The sequence below is a fragment of the Halalkalirubrum salinum genome, from assembly GCF_005543295.1.
Classification (GTDB): Archaea; Halobacteriota; Halobacteria; order Halobacteriales; family Haloferacaceae; genus Halalkalirubrum; species Halalkalirubrum salinum.
In genome coordinates, this window is sequence record NZ_SRSG01000018.1 from 25,217 (window position 1) to 51,040 (window position 25,824).

Sequence of the window (25,824 nt, forward strand, 5' to 3'; positions counted from 1 at the left end):
TCACTGCTGGCCGACAGCACGACCAGACCGCTGTTGAATTCTGAGTGCCCACACATTGGGATTCTCCTGAATTTCGTACTTCGAGAGGAGATTCGATTGGTACGCGTTACCTGCCATCGCCTCACGTGCGGCATCCCACTCATCAACCGAGATGCGATCGAGTGATCCCGAAACGATCACACTCCGCCAAGAGCCGTCTGGAGTGACATCAAAGGTGGTGAAACTCGCTACGGCGGCCTGTTCTGCATATGTTTCCTTCCGAAGGTCACTGCTTGCCTCGAGAAATAGGAAGTACAGCGTGTCCTCTCCGTCGTACCCAAAAGACAGCGGGACACCGTATGGCACTCCCTCAGCACTCATCGAGAGTACCCCGATCCCCATCTCTGTCAGTACGTCATTAATCTCGACAGCATCCATTTCGAGACCCAATAAGGACTGAAATTCAGACATAGTGTAGACACTCACACACAAGCTTTTAAAATTCGTGAGGAATCTCACCAGTTCAGAACGTCCCCCCGTGATTTTGATCGCACTGAAAGCCAGACTTTATAGAACCTGCGTCCTGTCATATTGGTATGAGCGTCTCCGAGATCGAAGCGGAGCTGTCTGAGGACGAGCACGCCGGGCTAGAGCTGATCCGCGAAACCGGCGGCATCCACCAAAGCGACTTCTGGAAGGAGCTGGATGTCTCCTCGCGGAAGGGGAGCCGCATCGCCGAAGCGCTCGTCGACGCAGAGCTAATCAAGCGTCAGGAAGCAGTGTATCAAGGACACACCACATACTTTCTCGAACCAGCGCCCCGCGACCTCGATTTTAGTCTACTGATGGCGGGAGATATGCTGTCGCCGTTCATCGGTGAAGAGGATATCGACGCCCGAAGCGATGCCTTCTCACAGTGGGTCATGAACCTCGCGTACGATTCGCGCTAAGAGGCGATCGAACCGGGCTGCATCCCGATCGAACCAAATCATAGCCTCTCGAATACCCATCTTGGCAATGACGGATTGCAGGCACGCGAACGATTATTTGCTCCCAGCTTGATACGCCGACAATGAGCTTTGTTTCCGCGATCGAAGGCGTCACCCCACCGCTCGTCACGCCGTTTGCGGCCGACGGTTCGATCGCCGAAGCGGCGTACAGATCGGTTATCGACCACGCGATCGACGGTGGAGTACGCGGATTGTTCCCCTGTGGGACCACCGGCGAGTTCGCAAGCCTCAGCGCTGGCGAACGGATCCGTGCGATCGAGATCGCTGTCGATGCGGCCGACGATCGGCCAGTGCTCGCTGGCGCGGCAGGAACACACGTTGGCGATGTCGTCACCGCGATCGAGTCAGCGGCGGATGTCGGTGCAACCGCTGCGGTCGTCACGCCGCCGTACTTTCACACGGCGAACGATCCCGACGGTAATCTTGCGTTCTTCCGAACGATCGCCGAGCAGTCGCCGTTGCCGCTTTTGTTGTACAATATCCCGTCGTGTACGGGCGCGCCGATCGATCCCGAAACCGTCGAAACGCTGGCTGCTGAGGAATCATACGTTGGAATCAAAGACTCGAGCGGTGACTTTGGGTACTTTTTGCAGCTGCTTCGAAAAACGCCTGACTCGTTTGCTGTCCTTCAGGGATTCGACAACCTGTTGATCCCATCGCTCCAGGCAGGTGCCGACGGCGGCATCCACGCGCTCTCGAACGTGATCCCGTCGATTTTCGCCGAGGCGTACGAAGCAGCCGGCACCGATCGCGGGCTCGAACTGCAGTTCGACGCGATTTCGCCGTTGTTCGATGCGTGCCTCGAAACCGGATTTGCACCGGGAACCAAAGCGGCGCTTGCTCACCGCGGTGTGATTTCCGACACAGCTGTCAGACCGCCGCTTGTCGAACCAGACGATGACATGGCGAACTCGATCGCTGATGCGTTGGACGCCGCGATCGCCACGATAGAGTAGCGACACCAGCACAGCACGTATCGGTACAGACTACTGATCATGGGTATGAAGCAGTTGATCACCGAACACGACGGCCTGCTACTCGCCCGGCTCGAAGCACCCGACCGGGTGTTTGAGGTTTCGATCGAAACGATTGAGCCGACAGATGTTACCCTCCGGCTCAACCGCGACGGCGAGCGGGTCGGAAGTATTTACAATGACGACGGCACCGAACGGACGATGGCGCGGCTCACAACTGCACGAGAGGGGAGCGATTTCATTTCGGTTGCGGTCCCGAAAGCCTTCGTCAACTCTCTCCTCGATACCGCGATCGACTCCGACAGAGTGACCGACCTGCAAAAGGCTGCGGGCTATCGGCTTCGCGTACTCAGCGACGTCGAAGACACGTAGCTCCGATCAAAGCGCCCAATTGTCGTTCCACCGTCGGATGCTTCGAAAGTGGTGCACCGACAGTGTTCCCGTGTTATATAGATCCGAGGAGCATACCCACGACTTCAGTCCTCAGAGTAGTCACGCGAGTAGTTCCTCAACATCAACCCGCGATGATAGTAGCTCGCGCATGAGTTCAACGGTTCGCGCATCGCGTGTGCGACCGCTGTGAACGATCTCCTCGGCTCGATCGACAACTGTCAGCGTGTCGGTGTTCACCGCAAGCACGGGCTTGCCGGCCTCTTCAGCCTTTCCGAGCACGGCGTTTGACGGACGGTGCCCACCGGTTAGGATGAGACACTTCACGCCCGGTGCCTGGATAGCTGCGGTGTGGATATCAGAGCGATCGCCGCCGGTTATGACCGCAGCGTCGCGGGCCCGCCTGAAGAACCGGAGTGCTTCATCGCCGCCCATCGCCCCGACGAGGAATCGCTCGACGTAGGCATCCGAGTCGACATTCGTGAGCGTCTCTGCGCCGAGTTCTGCGGCAAGATCGTCGATCGTCACGCCAGCGAGTTCCTTCTGCTGAGGGATCGCTCCCAACACGGGAATACCGCGGCCCTCCAGATACGGGATCACGTCGGTATCGAGCTCCTCGAAGGCGGTGTCGGCGACGCGGTTGAACAGCACGCCTGCGAGCCGATCGCCGATGTCTTCGGCCGCCGCGAGGACATCGTCAACATCGCCCGGTTGGGCGTACTCCGCGATCAAGAGGACCGACGAATCAAGCAGTTCGGCGACCTCAGGATCTGTCAGCCCGACAATCCCACCCGTCGACAGCGAGCCGCCGCCTTCGATCATCATTAGATCGGTGTCTTCGGCGAGTGACTCGTACTCCGAACGGACGCGCTCTCGAAGTTTGTCGGTGTTCTCCTGGCCGCGTATCGCTCCGTCGATGAATGTCGGCGAGTACACCACCGGCTCCATCTGATGCATCTCCGCATCGAGGTCCAGTAGCTCGCGGGCGAGCATTGGATCTTGGTCGAGTGTCTTACCGACGTTGCTCTGCAGGCGCGTGCCCTTGGGTTTCATGTAGCCGACTGACTGGCCGCGCGCTTTCGCGATCGTGGCGAGTGCAAGCGCAACTGCGGTCTTTCCGGTGCTTTCGTTCGTAGCGGTGACGAGGATGGATTTCATAGTTGGTCTGGGTCAACGGTGAGTCTGATGTCGACGGCCTTCACGCCGGTGCCGTCGGGCGTTGCGACGAGGGGATTGATATCGAATTCGAGGATCGCCGGGAAGTCTGTCACCAGCTGCGAGAGCCGTTGAATTGTCTCGACGACTCCGTCAATATCGACTGGATCACGACCGCGCGCACCGCGCAACAACGGCGCAGTCTTGATCTCTTCTGTCATCTCGGTCGCCTCTCGTTCGGTGACGGGTGCGACTCGGAAGGTGGTGTCTTCGAGCACTTCCACGAAAATCCCACCGAGGCCGAACATCATGAGCGGGCCAAACTGCGGATCGCGGTTCATTCCGACAATTGTCTCGACGCCGCTGTCGAGGTCGATCATCTCTTGGACCTGCACGCCGAGGATATCCGCGTCAGGCTGGTAGTTTCGTGCGCGGGTAATGAGATCCTCGTAGGCGTCTTCGACATCGGCAGTCTCGACGCCGACCTTCACGCCCCCAATATCGGATTTGTGGAGGATGTCCGGGCTCACAATCTTCATGACAACCGGCCCGTCGATCTCGCTCGCGATCGATCGGGCTGCGTCTGGATCGTCGACAATCTCTCCCTGCGGCGTCGGGATGCCATATGCATCTAAGAGGCCCATCGCCTCGACGCCAAGACGGTTGTCGTCACGTGAGTTGACCGACGAAAGGATCTCACGAGCCGCGTCACGATCGACGTCGAACTCTGTCGGTTCGTCGTACTTGCGTGTGCGGATGTCGCTGTAGGCAGCCAGCGAGTCGAGCGCGCCGATCGCTCGAGAGGGATCGAAGTAGTTCGGAATCCCGGCCTCGCCGAGGATGTCCGCCGCAGCGGTTACACGCTCGCCGCCCATGAAACAGGCTGCGACCGGCTTTTTGTGTTTTTCTCGGAGCCGAACTGTCGCCTCTGCGAGCTCCTGGTAGTCGAGTACTGCCGTTGGACACGACAACACGAGCGCCATTCCGACGTTCTCATCGCCCAGGGCAATATCGAGGGCGTCTGCGAACCGATCGATGTCGGCGTCGCCGACGATGTCGACCGGATTGTAGATGTTCCCCTCTGCGGGCAACTGCTCTGAAAAGGCGTCAAGCGTCTCCTGGGTGAACGACGCCATCGACAGCCGAGAATCTCCGACCGCGTCGGTCGACATCACACCCGGGCCGCCAGCATTCGTGATAATTGCGATCTCTTTGTCATCCGGTAGCGGCTGGTTTGCAAGCATTTGTGCTGCATCGAACAGCCCTTGAACAGATTCTGCGCGAAGCACCCCGGCCTGATCGAGTCCGACCTCGTAGGCCTGTTCGCTGCCGGCAAGCGTCCCGGTGTGCGAAGACGCCGCCTGTGCGCCCGCGTCGGTTCGTCCTGACTTGACGAGGACGATCGGCGTCTCCTTTGTCGCCTTGCGGGCAGCGTCAATGAACGCCCGGCCGTCGGAAATGCCTTCAAGATAGCCGATCACGACGTCTGTGTCCTCGTCGTCGCCCCAGTGTTCGACAAAGTCGGTTTCGTCGAGCACTGCCTTGTTGCCAAGTGAGACGACATCGTTGAATCCGACATCCTCGTCGTTCGCCCAATCGAGGACAGCCGTGATGAACGCACCCGACTGGCTCATAAACGACATGCCTCCTGAGAGCGCATTATCGGGGCCAAAGGTCGCATTCATCCCGGTGGTTGTTGACATGATTCCGAGGCTGTTGGGACCGACGACGTTGAGATCGTACGTCTCGGCGATCTTCCGGAGTCGTTGTTCGCGGGATGCACCGTCGCCGCCGGTTTCGCCAAATCCGGCAGTGATAACGACGACATTTTTTACGCCTGCCTTGCCGGCCTCCTCAACCGCCTGCAAGGCGATCTTCGGCGGAACAACGACGACCGCCATATCGGCGTTCGCCGCAGCTATGTCTTCGACACACGGGAGGCCCAACACCTCGTCGTAGTTGGGGTTGACCGGAACCACAGTCCCTTTAAAATCCGCGATAAGATTCGTAGTGACCGCGCGTCCGATCGACCCCTCACGCTCGGTTGCACCGATAACCGCGATGCGATCCGGTGCGAACAGCTCGGTTAGGGTACCCATCAGTCGACGCTACTCGCTGTATGTTCTTAAATCGGGGTGTGATTCTCGTCACATGGGTACTGTGAGCCGATCACGTACACGAATTTCCGTGTACTATCAGGCGATTATCGAATCGAGATCGCCGCCAGATCTCGATCGGAGAGTACGACCGCGGCGATATAACACACCACGCCGAGCATGACGATTGTTCCGCCAGCGGGCAGCCCAGCCTGGTGAGCAGCGACGAGACCAACCATGATCGACGCTTCGCCGATCAACACGGCCAGATACAGCGCTTCTCGAAAGCTTGTTGCGATTTGAGAAGCCGCCGCAACCGGCACGACCAGCATCGCTGCGACGAGGATGACGCCGAGGATCTGCATCGCCCCGACGACGACGAGCGCAGTGAGGACGATGAGGAGTGAATTGTACGCTGAAACGTTCAGCTGGGCGACTCGCGCGGCCTGTTCGTCGAACGTAATGAAAAGCAGTTGTTTGTACTGCGTTGCGACGACACCGATGACGATCGCGCTGAGCACGAGCATGATCGTCCCACCGCTCGGGGGGACGACGCTCACGTTGCCGAACAACACGCCCTCGATGGAGATGCCGGTGAGGCCACCGCCGTAGCTTATGACAAGCGTCCCGAGCGCGAAGCTCCCGCTGAGCATGATCGCGATCGGAACATCACCGTAGGAACTCGATCGCGCGGCGAGATACTCGACGAGGAACGCGCCGAGAATCGCAACGATCAGTGCCGGAAGGAGATAGTTCGTCTCGATTCCCGTCGCGCCGGTGACGAGCAGCCCGATCGCGACGCCAGCGAAGGCGGTGTGGGCGAGGGTCTCGCCAATCATCGCCATCTCGCGATGAACGATGTACATCCCGATGAGCGGGCCGACGATTCCGATCAGCCCACCGATCGCGAGCATCCGCCAGCCGAACCGAAACGACAGCAGCGTAAATCCGGTTGCCTCGGCGATTATCTGTCCAACCGAGACGAATGCGCTGACGAGCCCGCCGTTCGGCAGGCCATAGGTCAAGAGCGTATCGCTCACGAGGAAGGCCGAAAGAATCAGAACAAACCCGAAGCTAACGATCGCCGCCGACCGCAACGCTTGGAGCCGCCGGGTCGAGTTCTGCATTACGTTGGCGTCAGACACGGCTCAATTTAATGGTGGTGATGCACGACTCGACCGGACGCGCCGTAGGCCTCTGCGAGGGCATCGCTTTCGACAAACGATTCGGTGTCGCCATGGTGGTACAGTTCACGATTGATACAGGCGATCCGACTCGCGCGATCGGTGACGACGCCAATGTCGTGTTCGATCAGGACGATCGTGATTCCGTCGCTGTTCAGTCGATCCAATAGGCCGTAAAACGCGTCTCTCGACTCGGCGTCGACGCCGACAGTGGGCTCGTCGAGCGCAAGGAGGTCGGCCTCCGAGGCAAGCGCACGCGCGATGTACGCCCGCTGTCGCTGGCCGCCAGACAGCGCGTTGATACGACGATGCTGTAGGTCAGCAATGTTGACTGTCTCGATTGCCTCCTCGACGATTGCGTGGTCCTCATCATTCAGGCGTTGGGAGCCTGCGTGGGCGAATCGGCCCATTTCGATGACCTCCCGGACGGTGATCGGCATCGTCGAGCCCTTGCTCGTCGACTGCTGGGAGACGTAGCCGATCCGGTGACCCGCCGAGAACTCCTCGATCGGCTCGCCAAACAGCTCGACGGAGCCAGAATCAGGCTCAATCAGTCCGAGCATGATGTGCAAGAGCGTCGTCTTGCCGGAGCCGTTCGGTCCGATTAGACCGAGAAATTCTCCGGATTCGACCGTGAGAGAGACGTCGCTCACCGCGGAGGTGTCCCCGTAGGCGAACGACACGTTAGTGACCTCGATAACCGCGCTTACTCGTGGATCACTCATCAATTACTTGTGGATCAATCATCAATTGCTCCCCGATCATTCCTCAGTGTTGAGTGTCGATTCGAACGCTGGGAAATTAATCGCTTCTATCTGATCGATATAGCCCCAGCCGTCTTCGTTCCACTCGGGGGTGCTCCCGGCGGCAGTGGTCATCGCAACAGTGTCGGTCGCATCGCTCTCAGAGACGATCTGTTCGGCAAGCCGATCGGATTCGAAGTAACCATAGGCAATGTGGGTGATTCCCTCTTCGTTGACGAGTTCGATCGTGTCGATGATATCCGAGCTCGTCGGTTCGTCCTGCGGGGACACACCCTGTGGGGAGTGAACCGAGAAGCCGTAGCGATCGGCGAGATAGCCGAAGGAGTTGTGCCCGGCGAACACGAGCGTGTCCGTCTGGCGGTTCGCGAGCATGGATTCGAGGCGATTGTGAAGATCCTGGAGCTCCGATTTGTACGCCTCAGCGTTTTCGAGATACACGTCTTCGTTATCGGGGTCAACTCGGGCCAATCCCCCGGCGATGTTGTCGACGCAGTCTTGAGCGCGCACAGGATCAATCCAGACGTGTGGGTCTAATTCGTCATCGTGTTCGTGGTCGTCTTCTTCACTGTGGCCATCGTCCTCTTCATGATCTTCCTCGTTGTCGTGATCTTCCTCGTTGTCGTGATCCTCCTCTTCCTCATTATGATCGTCTTCATCATGGTGATCATCTTCTTCCTCGTGACCATGCTCCGCACCGAATTCGAGCATATCGACACCCTCTAGGGCATTGATGAGGACTGTCTCGGTATCCTCGCCTTCGATCGACTCGGCAGCCTCCTGCGCCCATCGCCACTCTGGGTTGTCGAGGTAAACGAAGACGTCGGATTCGGCGATTTGGGTCTGGAGATCCGCCGTCGGCTCCCACCCGTGGCCCAACTCTCCGGCGGGAACCGGATCGACGATCTCCATCTCCTCGCCAGCGATCTGCTGGGTCCAATCGGCGAGCGTGAAAAACGCCGCAAACCCGCCGCGACCGTCAGGAGCTGTCGCTTCTGTATTCCCTGAAGCGTCGTCGTCCTCAGTACCGTCGCCAATACACCCTGAAAGGAAGCCTGCAGTGAGCAAACCTGACCCCTGTAGTACTGCGCGTCGCGTGTGGTTCATAACGACACGTAGTAAATTAATATAGAAAAGTGTTGTTATTCCAAAGGCACGAATTAATAAATTGGTCGAGTTTGTATTCTGGAGTTAATAATCGCTACTGCTCGGCGATCGGCGCGTCTTCGGCACCGGCAATCGACAGGAGCCGATCGGGAGCGATCGGAAAGACAGCATTTGGCGTTCCCGCAGCGGCGTAGACCGTCTCGTAAGAAAGCAGCGTGCGATCGAAGAACACCGGAACATCGCTGTCGTGACAGATCGGCGGGACCCCGCCGATCGACCAGCCGATGACCGATCGAATTCGATCTGGATCTGCCATCTCAGCCGTTTCATCCGGCGATCCCATTCGATCGGCCATGGCATCTAAGTCGACGCGGTTTGCGCCGCTCGTGACTGCGACGGCAAGGTCACCGTCGACCGAGACAACGATACTGCTCGCGATCTGTGCGGTCTCACAGCCGACTGCCGTCGCGGCGGCTGCGGCGGTCTTTGTCCCTTCGGGAAACTCGATCACGTCCAGTTCGACACCGTAGCGATCCGCCGCCGCGTCGCGGAACTCCTCGGCTCGCGGGTGCATACCGGGGCAACGAAGACCGATCGCTTAGCATCACCGGTGGCGGAAATATATTAGCGCACAGGCCGAAAGAGATCATATGGGTTCGATAAACGAACACGTCGCAAACGGCGCTATTTCAGTTGTCGTGAGCCTCATCATCACTGCAGTGGTCGCAAAACGAGAAGACGGGCCGTGGAGCCGCACCGATCTCTTGTCTGCGGTCGCAATCGCATCATTCCTCTCGGGATTTTTCACAAGCTACTACGCCAAGTAGCCGTCTCCGCGGTACACACGAATTAAATATCACTCTCCGGAGCCTGCGCTCCCATCCGCGTCGATTCGTGATTCGTACTTTTCGATCGATTCGGCCAGAGCGGCCTCCGCATCGATGTCGAGTTCTGCACCGAGTGCCAACAACGCAAATAATGCGTCGCCGTACTCGTCGGTGCTGACAGAAAGTGCCGACGGATCGGTCCCGTAGCCGCTTGATTTGGCCGCATCGGCAGCCATCTCACCTACCTCGGCGGTCAGATCGAGAAGCCGGTAGGCGGGCGGCGTGTCAAGCCCGTGGTCGTCGGTGAACGAAGCAACACGTTGCTGGGCGTCGAGAAGAGACATATCGATCGACTCAATCGGCTCGCAGAAATCGGTACCGATCGATTGCGGAGCCGATCGATTGCAAAGCCGATCAGTTAAATAGTCGATTCATTAAAGAGCCGATCGGTTAAACAGTCGATCGATATTTGTCCCGCAAGTCCCAACGGTGGATATCAGCGATCGCATCGCCGTCTGGCACCGGCGGGATCTCCGAACGGCCGACAATGCCGCGCTCGCAGCCGCGACAGCCGACGGCACAGCGTGTCCCGTTTTTATTCTCGATCCAGCCTTCTACGATGACCGCGGGCTGGCGTGTGACAGCCGAATCGAGTTCCTATTCGAGTGTCTGTCTGACCTTGGCGAGCGGTACCGCGAGCACGGCTCTGAACTCTCACTCCTGTTCGGCGATCCCTGTGATCGACTCCGATCGCTCCTCAACGAAGGCACGGTTGATGCCGTGTATTTCAACCGTGAGGTGACTCACGGCCGCGGCCGTGATCGGGATGGCACAGTTGCCGCTTGGCCGGAAACTACCGCGTTCGGAGACGACGGTATCGTCCGTGATCGCCGTGATACGCGCGCGGAGTGGGCCACCCAGTGCGAACAGTACTTCACGGCGGATCAACACCCGGAACCGGGGTCGATGGAGCCGAACCCGATCGCCTCCGAATGTACACTGACAGACGTGCGCGACCACTACGACATCAATGCGACCAAACACGACGTACCGCGAGGCGGGAGAGACGCCGGCAACGCACGGCTCGATCGCTTTGTCGACGTGATCGACGAATATCCTGGCTCGATCTCACCCCCCGAAAGAGCCGAGCGGGGCTGCTCGCGGCTGTCACCGTATCTCAAGTTTGGTGCACTCTCGCTGCGGCAGGTCTACCAGCGCGTGTCTGAAGACGCGATCGACGGTCGCGGGCGATCGATGTTCGAAAGCCGGCTGTACTGGAACCGCCACTACACCCAGAAGCTCGCGGACTGGCCCGGCTGGACCGACCGAAGCCTCAATCCCGTGTTTCGAAATCTCAACCGGAACAACCACGACGAGGGACTCGATCGCGCGTGGCGTGAGGGACAGACCGGATTTCCGATCGTAGACGCAGCAATGCGCGCGCTGGTTCAGACGGGCTGGCTCTCGTTTCGGATGCGGTCGCTTGTGGCCACATTCTACTCGTACGTACTCAAACAGTGGTGGAAGCCTGGGGCGGACTTTCTGTACTATCACCTGATCGACGCCGATCCAGCAATCAACTACACGCAGTGGCAATCACAGGCTGGGCTCGTCGGCGTCCACCCGATCCGGGTGTACAACCCACGAACCCAAACGGAGGAGTACGATCCCGACGGTGCGTACATCAAACGGTACGTTCCTGAGCTAGAGCCCCTCCCGGCGCAGTACCTGGCCCGTCCCGAGAAGATGCCGCTGTCTGTCCAGGCCGACTGCGGTGTCACGATCGGTGAGACGTATCCGTACCCGGTCGTCGATTACGAGGCGGAGGCGACCGCCGCCAGAGAACTGTTCGATCGGCACCACGATCGCGCCCAGGAGGCGCTCAAGACAGACCCAACGCTTCGACGTCGCGCGTCGCTGTCCCGACGAGGCCAGCGCGACCGAGACGGCCGAGACGATGCAGGCAGCCGAGATGATGCAGGCGGTCGATCGGACCGACAGCGCCGCCTCGACGATTTCTGAGTTCGTCGTCGACCAGTAGTTCAGCTGACTTAACCAATTGGTTAGATTCAGCAATTGCTCGACCGATCGGATCCGGAAACAAATTAACCGCCCCCTCCGATCCACCGATATGAGTCTCTCCGATGAGGAACGCGATCGGCTGGCAGACATCGTAGAGTTACAGCCGACAAAAAACAAAGAGTTGCAGGACCGCTGGGGGCTCGAAAGCGGTAGTGACGTACACAGGTATCTCGAAGGACATCTCAAGGAGTTCTACTATCGCGACGACAACAGTCTGATCAGAGCGACAACGGAAGCGAACGATCTGGTCGATGTTGAGCCAGGAATCGTCGACGATGACGAGGATGGAGTGCCAGACTCGATCCGGGTTGAGCCACTTGAGGCCCAGATTTTCGAGGTCCTTGCCGGACCAGACGACCGCTCACAGAGCGTCGTCAGCGTCTTGCAGTCGCTTCGATCGACCCACGACATCGACCCCGACGTGGAGTCGGTTCGCCGCGGTCTGCAGAGCCTCAAACGCAAGGGCGTCGTCGAGGTTATCTATCGGACGGTTCCAACATTCCGGCTGGCCGTCGAGCGTGACTCGATCGAAGTCGACGTCATCGACTGATAACGACAGAGAACGTCCACGCGTGAGCCAAGGATTATAATCGTTCGCGCTGCCGGCGTCGCCGTTCACGAAGGAGCCTGACGACTGATTTGCCCGGACCGCCCTCAATGGGATAGTTTCGCGTTCGCCATATCGGTGGCTCAGGCTCAAAGGCTGGACACGATCCCGAGCATTCCCGCGGCGTCGGAAGCGTCCCCTTCGCTGCACAGGCGGGAAGCAACGCACGGCCGTCGCGCTTGAGTTCGAAATGCCGGCAATCGGGACGCATCGTCCGATGATAGGATCGAAACCCACGGCCGTAGGCCCGCTCTGCGAGCACGAGTCGCTTCGTCACTGATCGCTGCCCGCCTTTGATCTCCCTGTCAGCGTCCGAGCGGATGGCTGTCGGATACCAGTCGACTCGGGTGGAGTCAGCATTGACGCCGTCTGAAAACGAACACGAGAGCACGCCGACCTCAACTGGAAACGCCTTTAGAAGCGCCGGCGAGACTGACCCATCCGTATCGGCGGTCGCGACCCAGACCTCGTCAGCTAACCGTGCGCGAACGTCATGGGTGAGCTGTGCAGACAGCGCTCGCGCCGCTGAAGCGTCCAGATCGGGCTTGTTTTCGATCGCGACGATTCGGTTCACCCAGTCTGGATAGGGGGCGATCCGTTTGATCTCGATCCGGTTGCCGCGCTTTCTCGTCTTGAGCAGGCCGCGATCGGCTGCGCGGTGAATCGATTCGCGGACGTATCGCCACGGGTAGCCCGGATGATCGAGGGCATCACGATACCACGTCCACTCGGCGGGCGCGTGGACAAGCACGTCGAGCAAATCGCTGTCGAGCTCATCCGAGCCAAAGGCCGATCGGGCCGCGAGCCCTACAGGATCGCACTCAATGATAACCGTATCCCAGCGCCGGCGCTTGGTGCCGATCTGGCGGGCGACGATCGCGTGGCCATCGACATTCATCTGGCGCTCCCACGCGAGTTCGGCCCACCGACAGACCCGGAGTTCGAAGGCGAACTCGGAGTCATCCCATCCGGTCACGGCTGTAGATTCGGTCCGATGGACTTAGACGTACTCTTCGTTTTGGTTTTGCAATTCGTCGAGATACTCGTGGGCGTCTTCGAAGATCTCTCGCGGTCCGTCTTGGGTGATCGTGTTGAGCGCCTGTTCGTAGTCGCGCCACTGCAGGTCGCGGTGTTCTTTCGAGAGTTCCGCACTGGCTTCGAACGAGTGTGCAATAAACAGATGGACTGTCTTGTGGATCGTCGTCCCATTCGCCTCGAACACGTAGTCGTAGTCCTTGCGGAACCCGTCGATGAGGCGGAAATCCTCGATGCCCGCCTCCTCCTGTACTTCTCTGATCGCGGTTTGCTGGAGCTCCTCGTCCCCTTCGACACCGCCTTTGGGGAACTCCCAGTCCCCCGGTCGGCTCTTCAGGAGCAAATACTCCCGGTGGCCGCGGGTGTCGCGGAAGAGGATCGCACCAGCACTCACTGCCTCTACCGTCATTAACCACGAGTAAGCAACCCCATCGTAAGAGCGTATCGGAGCACAGAACAGAGATAGATCAGATGACCGGCGTGTGAACCGCTGGCGCGGGTTTGCTTCTCGCGGGCGATCGGGGTATAGTAGCGTTTGCAATTATTTTCTCACTTCGATGTAAGAACCGCTGATTCACGCACTCTCAGACTTCTTTTCGAGGGCTTGGTGCAAAGCGTTGCAAACGTTACTATAGGTGCGTTTTTTACGCTTGCCGACCACAAAACGGATACGACCGCACAATGGCTTTCGTTACAAAACTCCGATTTCAGTCCGGCGACCGTACTGTCCTTGAAAATACCGTAACCGAGATCAAATCGATCGTCGAGCGCAAAGGCGGCGAGTGCAAAGGTCCACACTCTGCGCCGCCCGATCGCCTTTTTGTTCCCCAACAACAGACGCTCGCCCCCGGCGAGAGCTTCCCCGAGTGGGAGTACACTGTCTATACCCGTAAGATGGAGATTCACAACGCCGATCACATCGCCAAACAGGTCGGACACATGGACTTCCCTGACTCCGTACACGTCGAGATCGAGGTCGAACAAAAACGACCGCTCGGACACCGGAATAACTGAAACACGCTGGAAGTGGGGCGATCGATTGTGCGGCTCGCCGACTTCTCACCTTTTATCTCCGCTGGGAGTCTGCATCAACATATGAGTACTGACGTACCCGACGAACTCGTTGCGGTCCGACGACGCCTCCACAAACGCCCCGAACCCGCTTGGCGGGAGTTTTACACCACCGCAGTGCTGCTCGAAGAACTTCGAACTCGGGACCTCGATGAACTACACTACGGCCGTGACATCCACGCTGACGGGACGCGGATGAATATTCCTGACGATGAGGAACTCGAGCTATGGCGATCGCGCGCGATCGAGGCAGGTGCGGACCCAGAAACGGTCGCGGAGCTCGGCGATGGGTTCACCGGCGCGATCGCCGTCCTCAAACGGGGAGAGGGTCCAACAGTCGGCCTCCGTGTCGACATCGACGGACTGCCGATCCTCGAAGCCGACGAGGAGGATCATACCCCGACTGCCGAGGGCTTCCGATCGAAAAACGAGGGCTACATGCACGCCTGCGGGCACGACGCGCACGCGACGATCGGGCTCGGCGTCCTCGATGCGATCGCAGACAGCGACTTTCAGGGAACGCTGAAGGTATTCTTCCAGCCCGGCGAGGAGGCGATCGTTGGCGGCAAACCGATGGCCGAATCGGGCCATCTCGACGATGTCGATTCGCTGCTCGCGGTTCACATCGGCCTCGATCACCCCTCCGGCGAGGTTGTCGCCGGTATCGAGGGCTTCCTGGCAGTCACGCAATTTCGCGCGACGTTCCATGGCTCGCCGGCACACGCTGGCGCACGACCCGAGGAGGGAGACAACGCCGTCCAGGCGATGGCGACCGCGATCTCGAACCTCTACGGGATCGCCAGACACGCCGACGGTGAGACGCGCGTCAATGCCGGGTTAGTCGGCGGCGGCACAGCAACGAACATCATCCCTGAGGAGGCATTCATCGAAGGCGAAGTTCGCGGCGAGACGACCGAGCTGATGGAGTACATGGTCGATCGTGCCGATACCGTGCTCGAGTCGGCAGCGGAGATGCACAACTGCACAGTCGACCTCGAAGAGCTTGGGGAGGCGCCAAGTGCGGTTAGCGACGACGAACTCATCTCGATCGTCTCGTCGGTCGCCGGCGAAACTGCGGGCGTCAGTTCAGTCATCGACCGCGACACGCTCGGCGGGAGTGAGGATGCGACGTATCTCATGCAGACTGTCCAGGCCCAGGGCGGCACCGCCGCATACGTCGGTGTGGGCACCAACCATCCGGGTGGCCACCACACGCGAACGTTTGACGTGGTCGAATCAGACATCCAGATTGCGATCGACGTGTTGACTGGGTCGATCCAGCGAGTTGCAGCGGAATCGTAAGTTAGTATCGAACACCCAGAGGTCTGAAAATACGCTGTTTGGGGATCAATGAGGTTTGGGAATACGCTGTTTGGGGACCAATTTATTGCCACACAGTAGGAACGGTACATAACTATTCGTGTGATGAACCCGTAGATCCACCTGTGAGGTGAACGACATGACTGACACACTACTCGTTGCGACAGACGGCAGCGACGGCGCAGACACCGCCGTTGATCGCGCGATCGAACTGGCCGACGTAATGAACGCTACCCTGCACGCAGTGCACGTCATCGAAGATATTGACGCGATCGTTGCGCCGATGACTGCCGAACAGGATGCGGTTCGCAAAGGGACAGAGGCGTACGCTGAGGAGGTCCTCGGCGACGTCGCCGATCGCGCCGAAACGGCGGGCGTTCCGTGTGAGACGACAATCAAACGTGGAGTGCCGAACGAACGAATTCTAAGTTATGCGGCGGACGTCGGCGCCGATATGATTGTGCTAGGCGCACTGGGCCGATCGAGCCTCGTGGATGTCTTGCTCGGGAGCACGGCCGACAGAGTCAGCAGGCGCAGCGACGTGTCGGTCCTCTTGGCACGGTGACGATCGTAAAATACCGCAAACGGGATCGGCCAGCGGCTAGCGGTTTTTTCAGTATTTCGGATCCGCACCGGTCGTCTCGTAGACTCGATCGAGAATTTCGTCGCGTTGACGCTGCCAGCCTGCCATCGCCGCAGGTGTTGTGGGATAGCGACCGTAGTGGTCGATGAGCTCCTCTGCGAGCTGTTTTGCCCGGTAAAACTCGATAATCTGTTCCCAGTAGCCGTAGCTTTTTTTCGCCGTTCGAAGCGCGAGCCGTGGACCAACTGAGGCTTTTCCGCCGTAGAGTGCCTCTGCGAGCTTTTCGCCGGGAAGTGCTGCGAGCAGTCCCATCAGCTCGTCAACGTCTACCGCAGTCGAGAGAATATTGTACACGTCGAGTCCCGCATACCGGTGCCCGAAGTGTTCCATGACGCGCTCGTTGTAGTGCCACAGTGACGCCTCGCTCACGTCACCCGCTGCGATCGCTCGAATCGCCTGCTCAGCGGCGTACTTGCCGCCGTAGGCCGCGCCAGCGATCCCACCCCCAGTCGTCGGGTTGACGTGGCCAGCCGCGTCGCCGATCGCCATGTAGCCGTTTGCAACCGCCGAATCGTAGGGTCGACGGGTCGGCAGCGCGGCCCCGAGTTTGTCGGTGACGGTCGCGTTTTTGAACTCCGGGCGGTTTCTGAGATCCTGTTTCAGGTCCTCGATCATCTGCATCGGCGCTTCGTTCATCTGAAAGCCGAGCCCGGCGTTGATCGTCGTCCCCGTCCGCGGGAAGTACCACAGGTACCCCGCCGCGCGTTTCGTCGGCTTGAACACCAGCGCGTCCTTCCACTCGACCTCCTCGTCGACCTCGACAATCTCGCGGTAGGCCGAACAGAACTGCGAGTACCGGACGTTCGTGTCGAAGTGTGTGCCCGAAAAGTCTGTTTTGTCCTGCAAGAGCGACAGCGAACCCGCCCCGTCGAGAACGACTTCCGCGTCATACGTGACGGGGTCGCCTTTTCGGGTCCCACGGACACCGGTGACGGTCCCGTCGTCGTCCTGGACAACATCCTGGACGACGGTGTCGTAGTGAATCTCCGCGCCGGCGTTCGTTGCCCCCTCGATGATCCGGCGGCCGTACTCCCAGCGATCGATCACTGCGAGTTCTCCCGGAACCGGGATTTCGAGGACCGTGTCCTCACTCGGAATCTCGAAGCGCCCGTGGTCGACATCCGTGTTAGTAAAGGAGGGTTCGATCTGCGATCGAGGGATCGAATCGGGGAAGTTGCCCGCACCCTTCAGCGCGTCACCGCACGCGATGTGTCCGGCCTCCGTTTCGTCTTTTCGCTCGACAATGACCGTGTCGAGCCCGGCGTTGGCCGCCGTCGCAGCGGCGTAACAACCGGATGTGCCCGCCCCGACGACAACGAGATCGTAGCTGAGATCGCTCATTGGTTGGAATGACCGCCCCATTAGCAAAACTCTTTATTCCCATTGTGATGACGATCGGTCGACGCAATTGGCGGTCGACAGAGCATGGCCTGCTGCCAGCAGCGGTCACTCCTCGGTTTCGTAGTGTTCGCCAGCGGCTTTCGGAATCCGGGTTCGGCCGACGAACGCCAACACGAGAATAACGACAATGTATGGAATCGTTTGGACGAGCGTGTCGGGAATCGCATACCCCAACTGCTGGAGCCGAATCTGGATCGCCTCGAGCCCGCCAAAGAGTAGCGACGCGCCAAACGCCCCGAGTGGGTTGTAGTTGCCGAACAGATATGCGACGATCGCGATGAAGCCCCGACCCTCGACCATTGTCTCTCCAGTGCCACCGAAGAGGCCGATCGTCAGTGACAGTGATGCCCCGCCCATCCCAGCGAAGACGCCAGAGAGGAGCACACCAGCATACCTGATCCGTGAGACGTTGACGCCTGCGGTGTCGAGCGCTCGCGGATTCTCGCCGGCCGCACGGATGTACCGGCCGAATGAGGTACGATACAGTACCACCCACGCGATCGCGACCGAGGCAATCATGATCACGATCGGCCAGTTGCCGATCGTCACGCCCAGACTGCCGCTGTCACGGCTGCCGAAGTACAACGTTGAGGCGAACGGGGCGAGCCCGAGTGCGATTAGCCACACCGCGAGCCCAGCGATGATCTGATCGGCTTTGAATTCGATACAGACCACAGCGAAGACCCACGCGAGAACGACGCTCGCGAGGACGCCCCCGGCAAAGCCGATCCAGATCGCGGGAATGAATGCAATCGTCGTGTCCGGGCCGAGGACCGCTGTGAGGTACACGGCGGCGAACGCCGAGATGATGAGGAGTCCCTCCAGGCCGATGTTGATTACCCCACTTTTTTCCGCAAAGATGCCGCCGATCGCCGCCAGCGCGATCGGCGTCGAGATCCGCAGCGCCTGCACGAGGACGCTCCACCGAAAGACGATCCGCGAAAGATCGCCGGCGACCGACGTTGGGAACAACAGCCCCAATACACCTAATAGCGCGAGAATTCCGGCGAGCCCTGCGAGCACCCGCTTGATGTAGGAGGCATTGGTGAGTCGCGATCGGAGTGATCTGTCGGCTGTAGCCCGCCCGAGGGTTTCATCGTCTTCACTCATCGGCATCACCTCCATCAGTGGTTCCCGCGTCGGGGGCCTGACCGTCGGTTCCCAGCAACCGTTTGCCGATCATCCGGAAGAACTCTGGCATCGCAACGAAGAGGATGATGAGCCCTCGGAGCACCCCGATCAGGTCAGAGGGGACATCAGTCTGAAAAGCGACCTCGACGGCACCGCCTTTGAGCATCCCAAACAGCAGTGCTGCGGGAAGGACGCCGATTGGATTGTTCCCTGCGAGAATTGAGACGGTAATCCCGTCGAAGCCGAGCGCCGGGACTGAAGACTCCCAGCGGGCGGTCTGCATTAACACCCAAAGTGCCCCGGCGATCCCGCCGAAGGCACCCGAAATCGTGAGGCTCCGGACGATCGTCTTCTTGGAGTCGACACCGCCGTACTCCGCGGCCTCGGGCTGAACTCCGCTGGTACGAATGTCGTAGCCGAATGATGTGTGTTCGAGTAAATAATACAGTCCCGCGATCGCAAACACTCCAGCGATAAGCCCGATCTCGCTGAAATTGCTTGACGCCGGGAACGCAAGCGATGGCAGTTGGGCGTAGTCGGGTATCTCGTAAGTTGCGACGACAGAACTCGAGGGATCACGGAAGACAGACGAGACGAGCACGAACGCGATGTTCGCGGCGATGAAATTGAGCATGATCGTCGTGATCACCTCGTTCGCGTCCGCGTACGCCTTCAACAGTCCCGGGATCGCACCATACAGCCCACCAAAAATCGCTCCAACGGCGAGCCCCAATATGATCAAAACCACGCCACCGACGAGTCCAGCCGGCACCAACGGTGCGGCGTACACCATCACAAGTGCGGTCCCAAGCGCGCCGATAACGAGTTGCCCCTGCGTTCCGATGTTGAACAGTCCCGCCCGGAATGAGATGGCGACCGAGAGGCCGGTGAAGATCAAGAGGGTCGTTTCCTTGAGCGTGAAGCCAAATCGGAAGTTAAATACTGACCACGAAGGGTCGATGAGGCCAGGTTCGCCGAGCAGAAACGGACTGCCGAGTGCGCCGTTGAACAACAGGAGGTAGATCTGCACTGGATCGTAACAAAATCCGATCGACGTGAACGGCAGATAAAACGCGGCAGTGCTACACTCAGTTACCCGCCCGGAGATGAGAATGATGACTGCACCGACAATAATCGCGAAAAACAATGACGCGAGGCTGATGAGCGCCCGTTCGGCGGCCGATCGCTCAACGAGCCAGCCGAGTTGCGCACGGATTCGCCCACGGAGGCGATCTGCACGGCTCACGCCTCCACCCCGGATTCGTCCGTTGTACCGTCGGTTGTGTCGCTTGTCCCGTCTGTCCCTGCCAAGGCAGCGTCGACGCCGGCCCCGATCGACTCGCCAGCCATCAACAGACCGATTTCTTCTTCCGTCACAGAGGCGGGATCGACGACTCCGCTGAAGGAGCCGTCGTGCATGATTGCCAGTCGGTCTGAGAGGCTCTGGACTTCCGAGAGGTTCGAAGAGATTAACAGGACTGCCACCCCTGCCGATCGGAGCGCCTGGAGTTGTTCGTGGATGAACTCCATCGCACCGATATCGACTCCCCGAGTCGGATGTGTTGCCACGACAAATTTTGGATCCCGATCGAACTCTCGGCCAACAATGAACTTCTGTTGGTTTCCTCCCGAGAGCGATGCTGCGGTGGAGGCGGCATTTGGCGGTCGAACATCATATTCAGCAATAATATCCTCGGCGTGCTCGGCGGCACGATCCCAGTTGATCCGACCGGTCTTCGCGAACTCTGTCGCTCGCTGGCTGCCAAGAATGCCGTTTTCGACGAGATCGAACGGCATCACCATGCCTCGATCCTGTCTGTCTTCTGGGACGTATGCGATTCCCGCCCCGATCCGATCTCGACGCGACAATGGCTCCAACGGTTCGCCACGGTACGTCATTGAGCCGGCAACGGTCGATCGAAGCCCAGTAATTGCCTCAACCAACTCTGCCTGGCCGTTGCCGTCGACTCCCGCGATACCCAATATTTCGCCTTCGCGGATCGAAAACGACACGTCTGAGACAGCCACGACGCCGCGATCGTCTTCAGCAGCTATCTCGTCGACTGACAGTACGACCTCCCCGGGGTCGTTCGCCGAGAGCTGTGGCTCCATGAGTACCTCCCGGCCAACCATCCGCTGGGCAAGCTCCTCACGCGTTACCGTGTTGGCGTCCATCGTTCCGACGTTTTGCCCGTCTCGTAGAATAGTGATCTCGTCGGCAGCCTCCATTGCCTCTCCCAGCTTGTGGGTGATGAAAATGATTGTCTTCCCTTGTGCGGTGAGCTCTGTGAGGACCTCGAACAATTCGTCGACTTCCTGTGGAGTGAGTACTGCGGTCGGTTCGTCGAGAATAAGAATGTCTGCACCCCGATACAGCGCTTTGAGAATCTCAACTCGCTGTTGGACGCCGACGCTGACGTCTTCGATCGTGGCTGCTGGCTCGACGTCGAACCCATACCGTTCACTCAGTTTACGGACCTCTTCGATGGCCTGCTCGTGGTCGACGAGCAGCCCACCGTACTTTGTTGGTTCGTTGCCGAGCACGACATTCTCGGCGATCGTCATCGGATCGACGAGCATGAAGTGCTGGTGGATCATGCCGATCCCGATGTCGATCGCATCGCTTGGAGAGTCGAACGATCGCTCGATGCCGTTGATGTGAATCTTGCCCTCGGTTGGCTGGTACAGCCCGTACAGTACGTTCATCAACGTTGTTTTCCCGGCACCGTTCTCGCCGAGTAGTGCGTGAACCGTCCCCTCCTCAACAACGAGATCAACGGCATCGTTGGCAACGACCCCCGGAAATCGCTTGGTGATTGTCTCGAGATGGACCGCGGGTGTCATCTGTCCTCTGGTTTTGTTGGTGGTTTCATAAACCCGTGGATACACATTTTGGCCGCTCAATCCGGTACGTTGTGCGCTCTCTGAGCTTTTCGAACCGCCTGAGATTTTATCCGAACCTCGCCTCGGACGGCGGACGGTCGGGTCGAACAGCTACCTCACGGTTCTGTCGGAACCTCGACCTCGCCGTCGATGATCTCCTGGCGAACAGACGCAACCGCATCTTTGATGTCCTGGGAGATCTCGTCACCGAGTTCATCGCCGTAGGCGACCCCGACACCCTCTTCTTCGAGGCCGAGCGTGACAGTCGAGCCGCCCTGGAAGCTCCCCTCGATCGTGTTCTGGATCGACTCGTACACCGGCGTTTCGACGAGTTTGACCATGCTCGCGAGAATAACGTCCGCGAAGTCTGGTTCGGTGAGCGACTGATCGGAGTCAACACCGATCGCGAACCGTCCCTCGTCGTCAGCAGCCTGGAACACGCCGACACCGGTTCCACCGGAGGCGTGATAGACAATGTCCGCACCATCGTCGTACATCGACAGCGCTGCCTCTCGACCGGCACTCGGATCGTTGAATGATCCGGTGTACGTCGACGTGGATTCGACGTTTCCATCGGCGTATTCGACGCCGGCCTCAAAGCCGGCTTGGAATGTCCGAATAAGCGTGTCGTCGACACCGCCGACAAAGCCGACGAGCGCCTCGTCAGTGTTCATCGATCGCTCATCGTCCCCGGATCCAACCGAGAGGTCCGTCTGGGTGAGTTGTGCAGCGAGGTACCCCACGAGGAACGAGCCCTCATTCTCACGGAACAGGTAGTTAGCAACGTTGTCCGAGTCAACAACCGTATCCACGACCATGAACTGCTGGTCTGGGTAGTCCGCCGAGTTCTCCGTCAGTGCGTCTTCCTGTGCGAAGCCGATACACGTAATGAGATCGTAGCTGCCATCCTCGGCGAACTGCCGCTGGAATTGGCTGAATTCGCTGGTGTCGTTGGGTTCGACCTCGTTGTACTCGATATTGAAATCCTCGTCGGCCGCTAACAGTCCCCGCTGGGCAGCGTCGTTGAACGAGTTGTCACCGAGACCCGCTTCGGCGTAGACCATCCCAATATTGGCGTCAATATCATCGCCATTGCCATTGCCGTCGTCGCCGTTCCCGTCGTCACCGTTACCGTTCCCGTCGTCACCGTTGCCGTTCCCGTCGTCGCCGTTGCCGTTGCCACCGTTTCCATCGGATGGGCCGCCGGTACAGCCGGCCAATCCCCCAATACCTGCGATACCCGCTGCCTTGATAATGGTTCGCCGATCGATATTTCTGGACATCTATGTACGTATGATTGAGCATCGGTGTATAAATTCGTCGGTTACGTGCGTATTACAGTTAGTACGGACACATTAGGGCTGACAGATTCGGCGTGTCCGGGTCTTCAGTTGGCGAGTCGAGCAGCATTTCGGCCAGCCGATCGGCGACTCCGTTACTCACACTCCCAACAACGGAGAGTGCTTCATATTCAGGCGATTCAAGAGCGAGCACCTCGTCAAAAAACCGGGCTAACACCAGGTAAGTCTCGTATTCCGTCTCGGCGATCGCAGTTCCCTCGCATGTGAGTGTGGCTCCCTCATACGGTTCACTTGTGACGAGTCCTGCCAATTCGAAACGCTGGATCGTTTGGGTAACCGCGGCAGGGGATTTATCCAACAGATCGGCAATCGCCCCCGGTGGGACGGGCGATCCTGCATCCGCCTCGTAGAGATACATGGCGAGGAGATAGGTTTCACGACCGGTCATCGGTCACTACCGATCGAGACTGGGGTGTGTCTCCTGCTCGTCGGGATGTGGCTCCCCGAAGCGGGCCCGCATCGTCTCGATTGACTCAGCTTCTCGGCTCTGGCGTTCCTCTGTGTCGATCTCTTCACACCCGGGCGGAAGGTCTCGACCACGCTCGGTGAAGTACCCTGCAGGAGTGACCCAGTCGTGATAGAACGGCCGCTCGTCGTCCTCAAGGATCGTCACCGCCACCTCCGCGCCGTGGCCCGCACAGACGATCGCCTGATGGGGTTTTTCGGCCAGCCGACCGGCGGCATACAACCCGTCGACGCCAGTTCGCCCCCGCTCGTCGACATCGACGAACGCCTTCCCACGATCGATAATCCCGAGGCCCTCGATCGTGTCGAGGTAGCCAATCTCGTTTTTTGTCGCTGCGACAACGTAGCGGCTCTGTATTCGATCGCCGGCGTCGGTTTCAATCTCGAACCCCGCCTCGGTCTGCGCTACGGCCCTCACAGTTGCCTCAATGTGATCTGCACCGGCGCGATCGGCCTGTTCGGCCATGAGATCCAACAGCTGACGGGCGTTGACGCCCGCCGGAAATCCGGGGAAGTTCTCTAGATGTGCGTTCCGCCGGAGGATCGACTCGTCCGAATCGACCACGAGCGTGTCCAGCCCGTGTCGGGCGGTAAACGTCGCCGCCGAGAGTCCGGCGACTCCGCCCCCGATCACGACGATGTCTGATAATACCGTGTTTGCCATATTTTTAGGCTTACCTAAATAGTATTAGTTCCATCGGTTGCGTATACTTTGATGAAGAGCTTGTCAGCGGGAACACAGTTAGGCGGGCGCGATCGATGACCGCCGCTGCACTACTGGACTGCCTCGAGAATTACTGCCTCTGCAGCTTCGACGAGATTGTCGACGTCGTCGCTTTCAGCGTACAGTCGGACGTATGGTTCAGTCCCGCTTGGTCGGACGAGCAACCACGAACCGTCGGCGAACGAGAGCCGGACGCCGTGATCGGTCGACACCACGGCATCGGGAAATACCTCAGGGAGCGTCGTTTCGAGTGTTTCCATCGCGTCGGCTTTTTGTTCATCCGGACAGTTGACGCTGACTTTTCGATAGGGTCGTTCGGCGATCGGCTCCCGAAGCGCACCAAGACCAGATTCGGCAATGAGGCGGGTCAGAACAGCCGCGCTCGTCACGCCGTCGATCCAGCCACCAAAGGCGGTGTGGATGTGCTTCCACGGCTCGGCCGCGAAAACGACCTCACCGCCGTCAGATTCTGCAGCGGCGATTCCTTCGTGTAATGCGCCAAGTCGGACCCGTTCGACGCGCCCACCGGCGGCCTCGACACGTTCATCGATCCGACCGGAGGCGTTCGGAGTCGTGACGACTACTGGATCGGCCGCGTCGATCGCCCGAGTGTAGTGTTCGGCAAGAATCGCGAGAACAGTATCCTCGTGGACGACCTCGCCGTCGCGCTCGACGACGACGATCCGATCGGCGTCACCGTCGTGAGCGATCCCCAGATCGGCATCACCGTCGGCGACGAACGCCCGCAGATCGCCGAGCGTCTCTGGAGTCGGCTTGCTCGGCCGGCCGGGAAAGTGCCCGTCGATGTTGCCGTTGAGGGTGACCACGTGTGCGCCCTGCTCACGAAGAACAGGTGGTGTTCCGAGTGCACCCATCCCGTTGCCACAGTCGACGGCGATTTTCAGCCCGTCTGCGGCCGCGCCGAACCGCTCGGCGTAGCCGGCGACGGCCGATCGATACGCAGCCAGTGGCTCACCGATCGTCGTTGACTCCCACAGGTCCCAGTTGGCAGGAGCTGACGGCTCCTCGACAGCCGCCTCAATCGCTGACTCGATCGAGCGATCGACTTCAACCCCGTCTCGAAACACTTTGATCCCATTGTCCGTCGGCGGGTTGTGTGAGGCGGTGAGCATGATCCCAGTCCGTCCTCGAGAGGCGAACGCGAGTGCCGGCGTTGGCAACACCCCATCCCGCTCTGCGGGGACACCGGCTGAGAGTACACCCGCTTCGACCGCTGCGGCGAGCGCCGGTCCAGTCACCCGACCATCCCGGCCGATCACAATGGTTCGATCGTCGACATCGAACTCCTTGCGAACGAGTGTCCCCACGGCGCGGCCGACTGACTGTGCGAGTTCGGGGGTGACCCGCGATCGGGCGTCACCTCTGATCCCCGCGGTTCCGAACAGTTCCATGATTCGGCTAACAGCGTCTATTGATTAGAACGTGGTGTTTCGGCGGCGATTGTGACGTATGAAATCTGGGGTTCTGTTGAAATTCTCAACCGCTGATAGTATGTCTACGTCGTGCTGACTCGATGGAAATTCTGCTATCCCATCGGAGCGTGAATCAACTATGGGACGCAAGAGACCGAGCTGTATTCCGTGCATCAAAGCACGTG

Annotated in this window: 27 protein-coding genes; 9 read left to right on the plus strand and 18 right to left on the minus strand. The window is 59.4% G+C overall.

What is annotated here, in order from left to right:
- Complete coding sequence (locus E5K03_RS07525; protein ID WP_138006022.1) at positions 1 to 450, minus strand: pyridoxamine 5'-phosphate oxidase family protein; 450 nt, start codon at positions 448 to 450, stop codon at positions 1 to 3.
- Between the two features lie 125 nt (positions 451 to 575).
- Between E5K03_RS07525 and E5K03_RS07530 the strand changes: the two genes are divergently transcribed.
- The 3 genes from E5K03_RS07530 (at position 576) to E5K03_RS07540 (ending at position 2,335) form a co-directional block, all read left to right on the plus strand.
- On the plus strand, positions 576 to 929 hold the full coding sequence (locus tag E5K03_RS07530; RefSeq protein WP_138006023.1) for a helix-turn-helix transcriptional regulator: 354 nt from the start codon (positions 576 to 578) through the stop codon (positions 927 to 929).
- A 122-nt stretch (positions 930 to 1,051) separates the two neighbouring features.
- On the plus strand, positions 1,052 to 1,945 hold the full coding sequence (locus E5K03_RS07535; protein ID WP_138006026.1) for a dihydrodipicolinate synthase family protein: 894 nt from the start codon (positions 1,052 to 1,054) through the stop codon (positions 1,943 to 1,945).
- Positions 1,946 to 1,990: 45 nt separating this feature from the next.
- Complete coding sequence (locus tag E5K03_RS07540; protein WP_138006028.1) at positions 1,991 to 2,335, plus strand: hypothetical protein; 345 nt, start codon at positions 1,991 to 1,993, stop codon at positions 2,333 to 2,335.
- A gap of 120 nt (positions 2,336 to 2,455) precedes the next feature.
- Here the strand turns inward: E5K03_RS07540 and E5K03_RS07545 are convergent, their stop codons facing one another.
- From E5K03_RS07545 to E5K03_RS07570, 6 genes are all read right to left on the minus strand, one after another.
- On the minus strand, positions 2,456 to 3,511 hold the full coding sequence (locus E5K03_RS07545; RefSeq protein ID WP_138006031.1) for a phosphotransacetylase family protein: 1,056 nt from the start codon (positions 3,509 to 3,511) through the stop codon (positions 2,456 to 2,458).
- Complete coding sequence (locus E5K03_RS07550) at positions 3,508 to 5,607, minus strand: acetate--CoA ligase family protein (RefSeq protein WP_138006032.1); 2,100 nt, start codon at positions 5,605 to 5,607, stop codon at positions 3,508 to 3,510. The genes E5K03_RS07545 and E5K03_RS07550 overlap by 4 nt, the downstream gene beginning before the upstream one ends.
- 104 nt (positions 5,608 to 5,711) lie before the next feature.
- Complete coding sequence (locus tag E5K03_RS07555; RefSeq protein WP_138006035.1) at positions 5,712 to 6,731, minus strand: metal ABC transporter permease; 1,020 nt, start codon at positions 6,729 to 6,731, stop codon at positions 5,712 to 5,714.
- A 26-nt stretch (positions 6,732 to 6,757) separates the two neighbouring features.
- A complete protein-coding gene (locus E5K03_RS07560) occupies positions 6,758 to 7,513 on the minus strand; it encodes a metal ABC transporter ATP-binding protein (RefSeq protein ID WP_138006039.1) in 756 nt (251 codons plus the stop codon).
- A 36-nt stretch (positions 7,514 to 7,549) separates the two neighbouring features.
- Positions 7,550 to 8,656 (minus strand): metal ABC transporter substrate-binding protein, encoded by a 1,107-nt coding sequence (locus E5K03_RS07565; protein ID WP_138006041.1) that lies wholly within the window; start codon positions 8,654 to 8,656, stop codon positions 7,550 to 7,552.
- A 94-nt stretch (positions 8,657 to 8,750) separates the two neighbouring features.
- Positions 8,751 to 9,230, minus strand: coding sequence for a YbaK/EbsC family protein (locus tag E5K03_RS07570; protein WP_138006044.1), 480 nt, complete (start codon positions 9,228 to 9,230; stop codon positions 8,751 to 8,753).
- A 76-nt stretch (positions 9,231 to 9,306) separates the two neighbouring features.
- On the opposite strand from E5K03_RS07570, the gene E5K03_RS17165 reads away from it, so the two are divergent.
- Entirely contained in the window at positions 9,307 to 9,483 is a 177-nt protein-coding gene (locus E5K03_RS17165) for a hypothetical protein (protein WP_171006631.1), read from the plus strand.
- A gap of 29 nt (positions 9,484 to 9,512) precedes the next feature.
- On the opposite strand, the gene E5K03_RS07575 is transcribed toward E5K03_RS17165, so the two are convergent.
- Positions 9,513 to 9,827, minus strand: coding sequence for a MazG-like family protein (locus tag E5K03_RS07575; protein ID WP_138006046.1), 315 nt, complete (start codon positions 9,825 to 9,827; stop codon positions 9,513 to 9,515).
- Positions 9,828 to 9,972: 145 nt separating this feature from the next.
- Between E5K03_RS07575 and E5K03_RS07580 the strand changes: the two genes are divergently transcribed.
- Together E5K03_RS07580 and E5K03_RS07585 are read left to right on the plus strand one after the other, a co-directional pair.
- Positions 9,973 to 11,505 carry an FAD-binding domain-containing protein gene (locus tag E5K03_RS07580; RefSeq protein WP_138006047.1) on the plus strand — a complete coding sequence of 511 codons (1,533 nt, stop codon included), beginning with the start codon at positions 9,973 to 9,975 and terminating at the stop codon, positions 11,503 to 11,505.
- Positions 11,506 to 11,614: 109 nt separating this feature from the next.
- Positions 11,615 to 12,115: a DUF5797 family protein gene (locus E5K03_RS07585; RefSeq protein WP_138006049.1), complete on the plus strand. Its 501-nt coding sequence runs from the start codon at positions 11,615 to 11,617 to the stop codon at positions 12,113 to 12,115.
- A 34-nt stretch (positions 12,116 to 12,149) separates the two neighbouring features.
- Here E5K03_RS07585 and E5K03_RS07590 read toward each other — a convergent pair whose 3' ends face one another.
- Both E5K03_RS07590 and E5K03_RS07595 read right to left on the minus strand, forming a co-directional pair.
- Positions 12,150 to 13,148, minus strand: coding sequence for a DUF5787 family protein (locus E5K03_RS07590; protein ID WP_138006050.1), 999 nt, complete (start codon positions 13,146 to 13,148; stop codon positions 12,150 to 12,152).
- A gap of 24 nt (positions 13,149 to 13,172) precedes the next feature.
- Complete coding sequence (locus E5K03_RS07595; RefSeq protein WP_138006052.1) at positions 13,173 to 13,616, minus strand: bis(5'-nucleosyl)-tetraphosphatase; 444 nt, start codon at positions 13,614 to 13,616, stop codon at positions 13,173 to 13,175.
- Between the two features lie 272 nt (positions 13,617 to 13,888).
- On the opposite strand from E5K03_RS07595, the gene E5K03_RS07600 reads away from it, so the two are divergent.
- The 3 genes from E5K03_RS07600 to E5K03_RS07610 all read left to right on the plus strand — a co-directional run bounded on the left by E5K03_RS07600 (position 13,889) and on the right by E5K03_RS07610 (position 16,163).
- Positions 13,889 to 14,221 carry an uS10/mL48 family ribosomal protein gene (locus tag E5K03_RS07600; protein ID WP_138006055.1) on the plus strand — a complete coding sequence of 111 codons (333 nt, stop codon included), beginning with the start codon at positions 13,889 to 13,891 and terminating at the stop codon, positions 14,219 to 14,221.
- A gap of 81 nt (positions 14,222 to 14,302) precedes the next feature.
- A complete protein-coding gene (locus E5K03_RS07605; protein WP_138006058.1) occupies positions 14,303 to 15,580 on the plus strand; it encodes an amidohydrolase in 1,278 nt (425 codons plus the stop codon).
- Between the two features lie 157 nt (positions 15,581 to 15,737).
- Positions 15,738 to 16,163 carry a universal stress protein gene (locus tag E5K03_RS07610; RefSeq protein WP_138006060.1) on the plus strand — a complete coding sequence of 142 codons (426 nt, stop codon included), beginning with the start codon at positions 15,738 to 15,740 and terminating at the stop codon, positions 16,161 to 16,163.
- A 48-nt stretch (positions 16,164 to 16,211) separates the two neighbouring features.
- Here the strand turns inward: E5K03_RS07610 and E5K03_RS07615 are convergent, their stop codons facing one another.
- From E5K03_RS07615 to E5K03_RS07650, 8 genes are all read right to left on the minus strand, one after another.
- Complete coding sequence (locus tag E5K03_RS07615) at positions 16,212 to 17,582, minus strand: geranylgeranyl reductase family protein (protein ID WP_138006064.1); 1,371 nt, start codon at positions 17,580 to 17,582, stop codon at positions 16,212 to 16,214.
- A 105-nt stretch (positions 17,583 to 17,687) separates the two neighbouring features.
- Positions 17,688 to 18,752, minus strand: coding sequence for an ABC transporter permease (locus E5K03_RS07620; protein WP_138006067.1), 1,065 nt, complete (start codon positions 18,750 to 18,752; stop codon positions 17,688 to 17,690).
- A complete protein-coding gene (locus E5K03_RS07625) occupies positions 18,745 to 20,019 on the minus strand; it encodes an ABC transporter permease (protein WP_171006632.1) in 1,275 nt (424 codons plus the stop codon). Before E5K03_RS07625 ends, E5K03_RS07620 begins: the two co-directional genes overlap by 8 nt.
- Positions 20,016 to 21,617, minus strand: a complete 1,602-nt coding sequence (locus E5K03_RS07630; protein ID WP_138006075.1) for an ABC transporter ATP-binding protein — start codon at positions 21,615 to 21,617, stop codon at positions 20,016 to 20,018. The genes E5K03_RS07625 and E5K03_RS07630 overlap by 4 nt, the downstream gene beginning before the upstream one ends.
- 155 nt (positions 21,618 to 21,772) lie before the next feature.
- Positions 21,773 to 22,939 (minus strand): BMP family lipoprotein, encoded by a 1,167-nt coding sequence (locus E5K03_RS07635; protein WP_138006077.1) that lies wholly within the window; start codon positions 22,937 to 22,939, stop codon positions 21,773 to 21,775.
- Between the two features lie 58 nt (positions 22,940 to 22,997).
- Entirely contained in the window at positions 22,998 to 23,405 is a 408-nt protein-coding gene (locus E5K03_RS07640; RefSeq protein ID WP_138006080.1) for a metal-dependent transcriptional regulator, read from the minus strand.
- Positions 23,406 to 23,411: 6 nt separating this feature from the next.
- The gene (locus E5K03_RS07645; protein ID WP_138006082.1) at positions 23,412 to 24,146 is read right to left on the minus strand and encodes an NAD(P)/FAD-dependent oxidoreductase; all 735 of its coding nucleotides are present in this window, start codon (positions 24,144 to 24,146) and stop codon (positions 23,412 to 23,414) included.
- A gap of 110 nt (positions 24,147 to 24,256) precedes the next feature.
- On the minus strand, positions 24,257 to 25,618 hold the full coding sequence (locus E5K03_RS07650; protein WP_138006083.1) for a phosphomannomutase: 1,362 nt from the start codon (positions 25,616 to 25,618) through the stop codon (positions 24,257 to 24,259).
- Positions 25,619 to 25,824: the final 206 nt, after the last annotated feature.

Bases quoted from the DNA above. Each gene is read 5' to 3' on its own strand.
- E5K03_RS07550 (WP_138006032.1), bottom strand. From the start codon at position 5,607: ATGGGTACCCTAACCGAGCTGTTCGCACCGGATCGCATCGCGGTTATC.
- E5K03_RS07565 (WP_138006041.1), bottom strand. From the start codon at position 8,656: ATGAACCACACGCGACGCGCAGTACTACAGGGGTCAGGTTTGCTCACT.
- E5K03_RS07545 (WP_138006031.1), bottom strand. From the start codon at position 3,511: ATGAAATCCATCCTCGTCACCGCTACGAACGAAAGCACCGGAAAGACC.
- E5K03_RS07560 (WP_138006039.1), bottom strand. From the start codon at position 7,513: ATGAGTGATCCACGAGTAAGCGCGGTTATCGAGGTCACTAACGTGTCG.
- E5K03_RS07610 (WP_138006060.1), top strand. From the start codon at position 15,738: ATGACTGACACACTACTCGTTGCGACAGACGGCAGCGACGGCGCAGAC.
- E5K03_RS07600 (WP_138006055.1), top strand. From the start codon at position 13,889: ATGGCTTTCGTTACAAAACTCCGATTTCAGTCCGGCGACCGTACTGTC.
- E5K03_RS07570 (WP_138006044.1), bottom strand. From the start codon at position 9,230: ATGCACCCGCGAGCCGAGGAGTTCCGCGACGCGGCGGCGGATCGCTAC.
- E5K03_RS07540 (WP_138006028.1), top strand. From the start codon at position 1,991: ATGAAGCAGTTGATCACCGAACACGACGGCCTGCTACTCGCCCGGCTC.
- E5K03_RS07630 (WP_138006075.1), bottom strand. From the start codon at position 21,617: ATGACACCCGCGGTCCATCTCGAGACAATCACCAAGCGATTTCCGGGG.
- E5K03_RS07585 (WP_138006049.1), top strand. From the start codon at position 11,615: ATGAGTCTCTCCGATGAGGAACGCGATCGGCTGGCAGACATCGTAGAG.
- E5K03_RS07575 (WP_138006046.1), bottom strand. From the start codon at position 9,827: ATGTCTCTTCTCGACGCCCAGCAACGTGTTGCTTCGTTCACCGACGAC.
- E5K03_RS07650 (WP_138006083.1), bottom strand. From the start codon at position 25,618: ATGGAACTGTTCGGAACCGCGGGGATCAGAGGTGACGCCCGATCGCGG.
- E5K03_RS07595 (WP_138006052.1), bottom strand. From the start codon at position 13,616: ATGACGGTAGAGGCAGTGAGTGCTGGTGCGATCCTCTTCCGCGACACC.
- E5K03_RS07640 (WP_138006080.1), bottom strand. From the start codon at position 23,405: ATGACCGGTCGTGAAACCTATCTCCTCGCCATGTATCTCTACGAGGCG.
- E5K03_RS07525 (WP_138006022.1), bottom strand. From the start codon at position 450: ATGTCTGAATTTCAGTCCTTATTGGGTCTCGAAATGGATGCTGTCGAG.
- E5K03_RS07635 (WP_138006077.1), bottom strand. From the start codon at position 22,939: ATGTCCAGAAATATCGATCGGCGAACCATTATCAAGGCAGCGGGTATC.
- E5K03_RS07615 (WP_138006064.1), bottom strand. From the start codon at position 17,582: ATGAGCGATCTCAGCTACGATCTCGTTGTCGTCGGGGCGGGCACATCC.
- E5K03_RS07645 (WP_138006082.1), bottom strand. From the start codon at position 24,146: ATGGCAAACACGGTATTATCAGACATCGTCGTGATCGGGGGCGGAGTC.
- E5K03_RS17165 (WP_171006631.1), top strand. From the start codon at position 9,307: ATGGGTTCGATAAACGAACACGTCGCAAACGGCGCTATTTCAGTTGTC.
- E5K03_RS07605 (WP_138006058.1), top strand. From the start codon at position 14,303: ATGAGTACTGACGTACCCGACGAACTCGTTGCGGTCCGACGACGCCTC.
- E5K03_RS07530 (WP_138006023.1), top strand. From the start codon at position 576: ATGAGCGTCTCCGAGATCGAAGCGGAGCTGTCTGAGGACGAGCACGCC.
- E5K03_RS07555 (WP_138006035.1), bottom strand. From the start codon at position 6,731: ATGCAGAACTCGACCCGGCGGCTCCAAGCGTTGCGGTCGGCGGCGATC.
- E5K03_RS07620 (WP_138006067.1), bottom strand. From the start codon at position 18,752: ATGAGTGAAGACGATGAAACCCTCGGGCGGGCTACAGCCGACAGATCA.
- E5K03_RS07535 (WP_138006026.1), top strand. From the start codon at position 1,052: ATGAGCTTTGTTTCCGCGATCGAAGGCGTCACCCCACCGCTCGTCACG.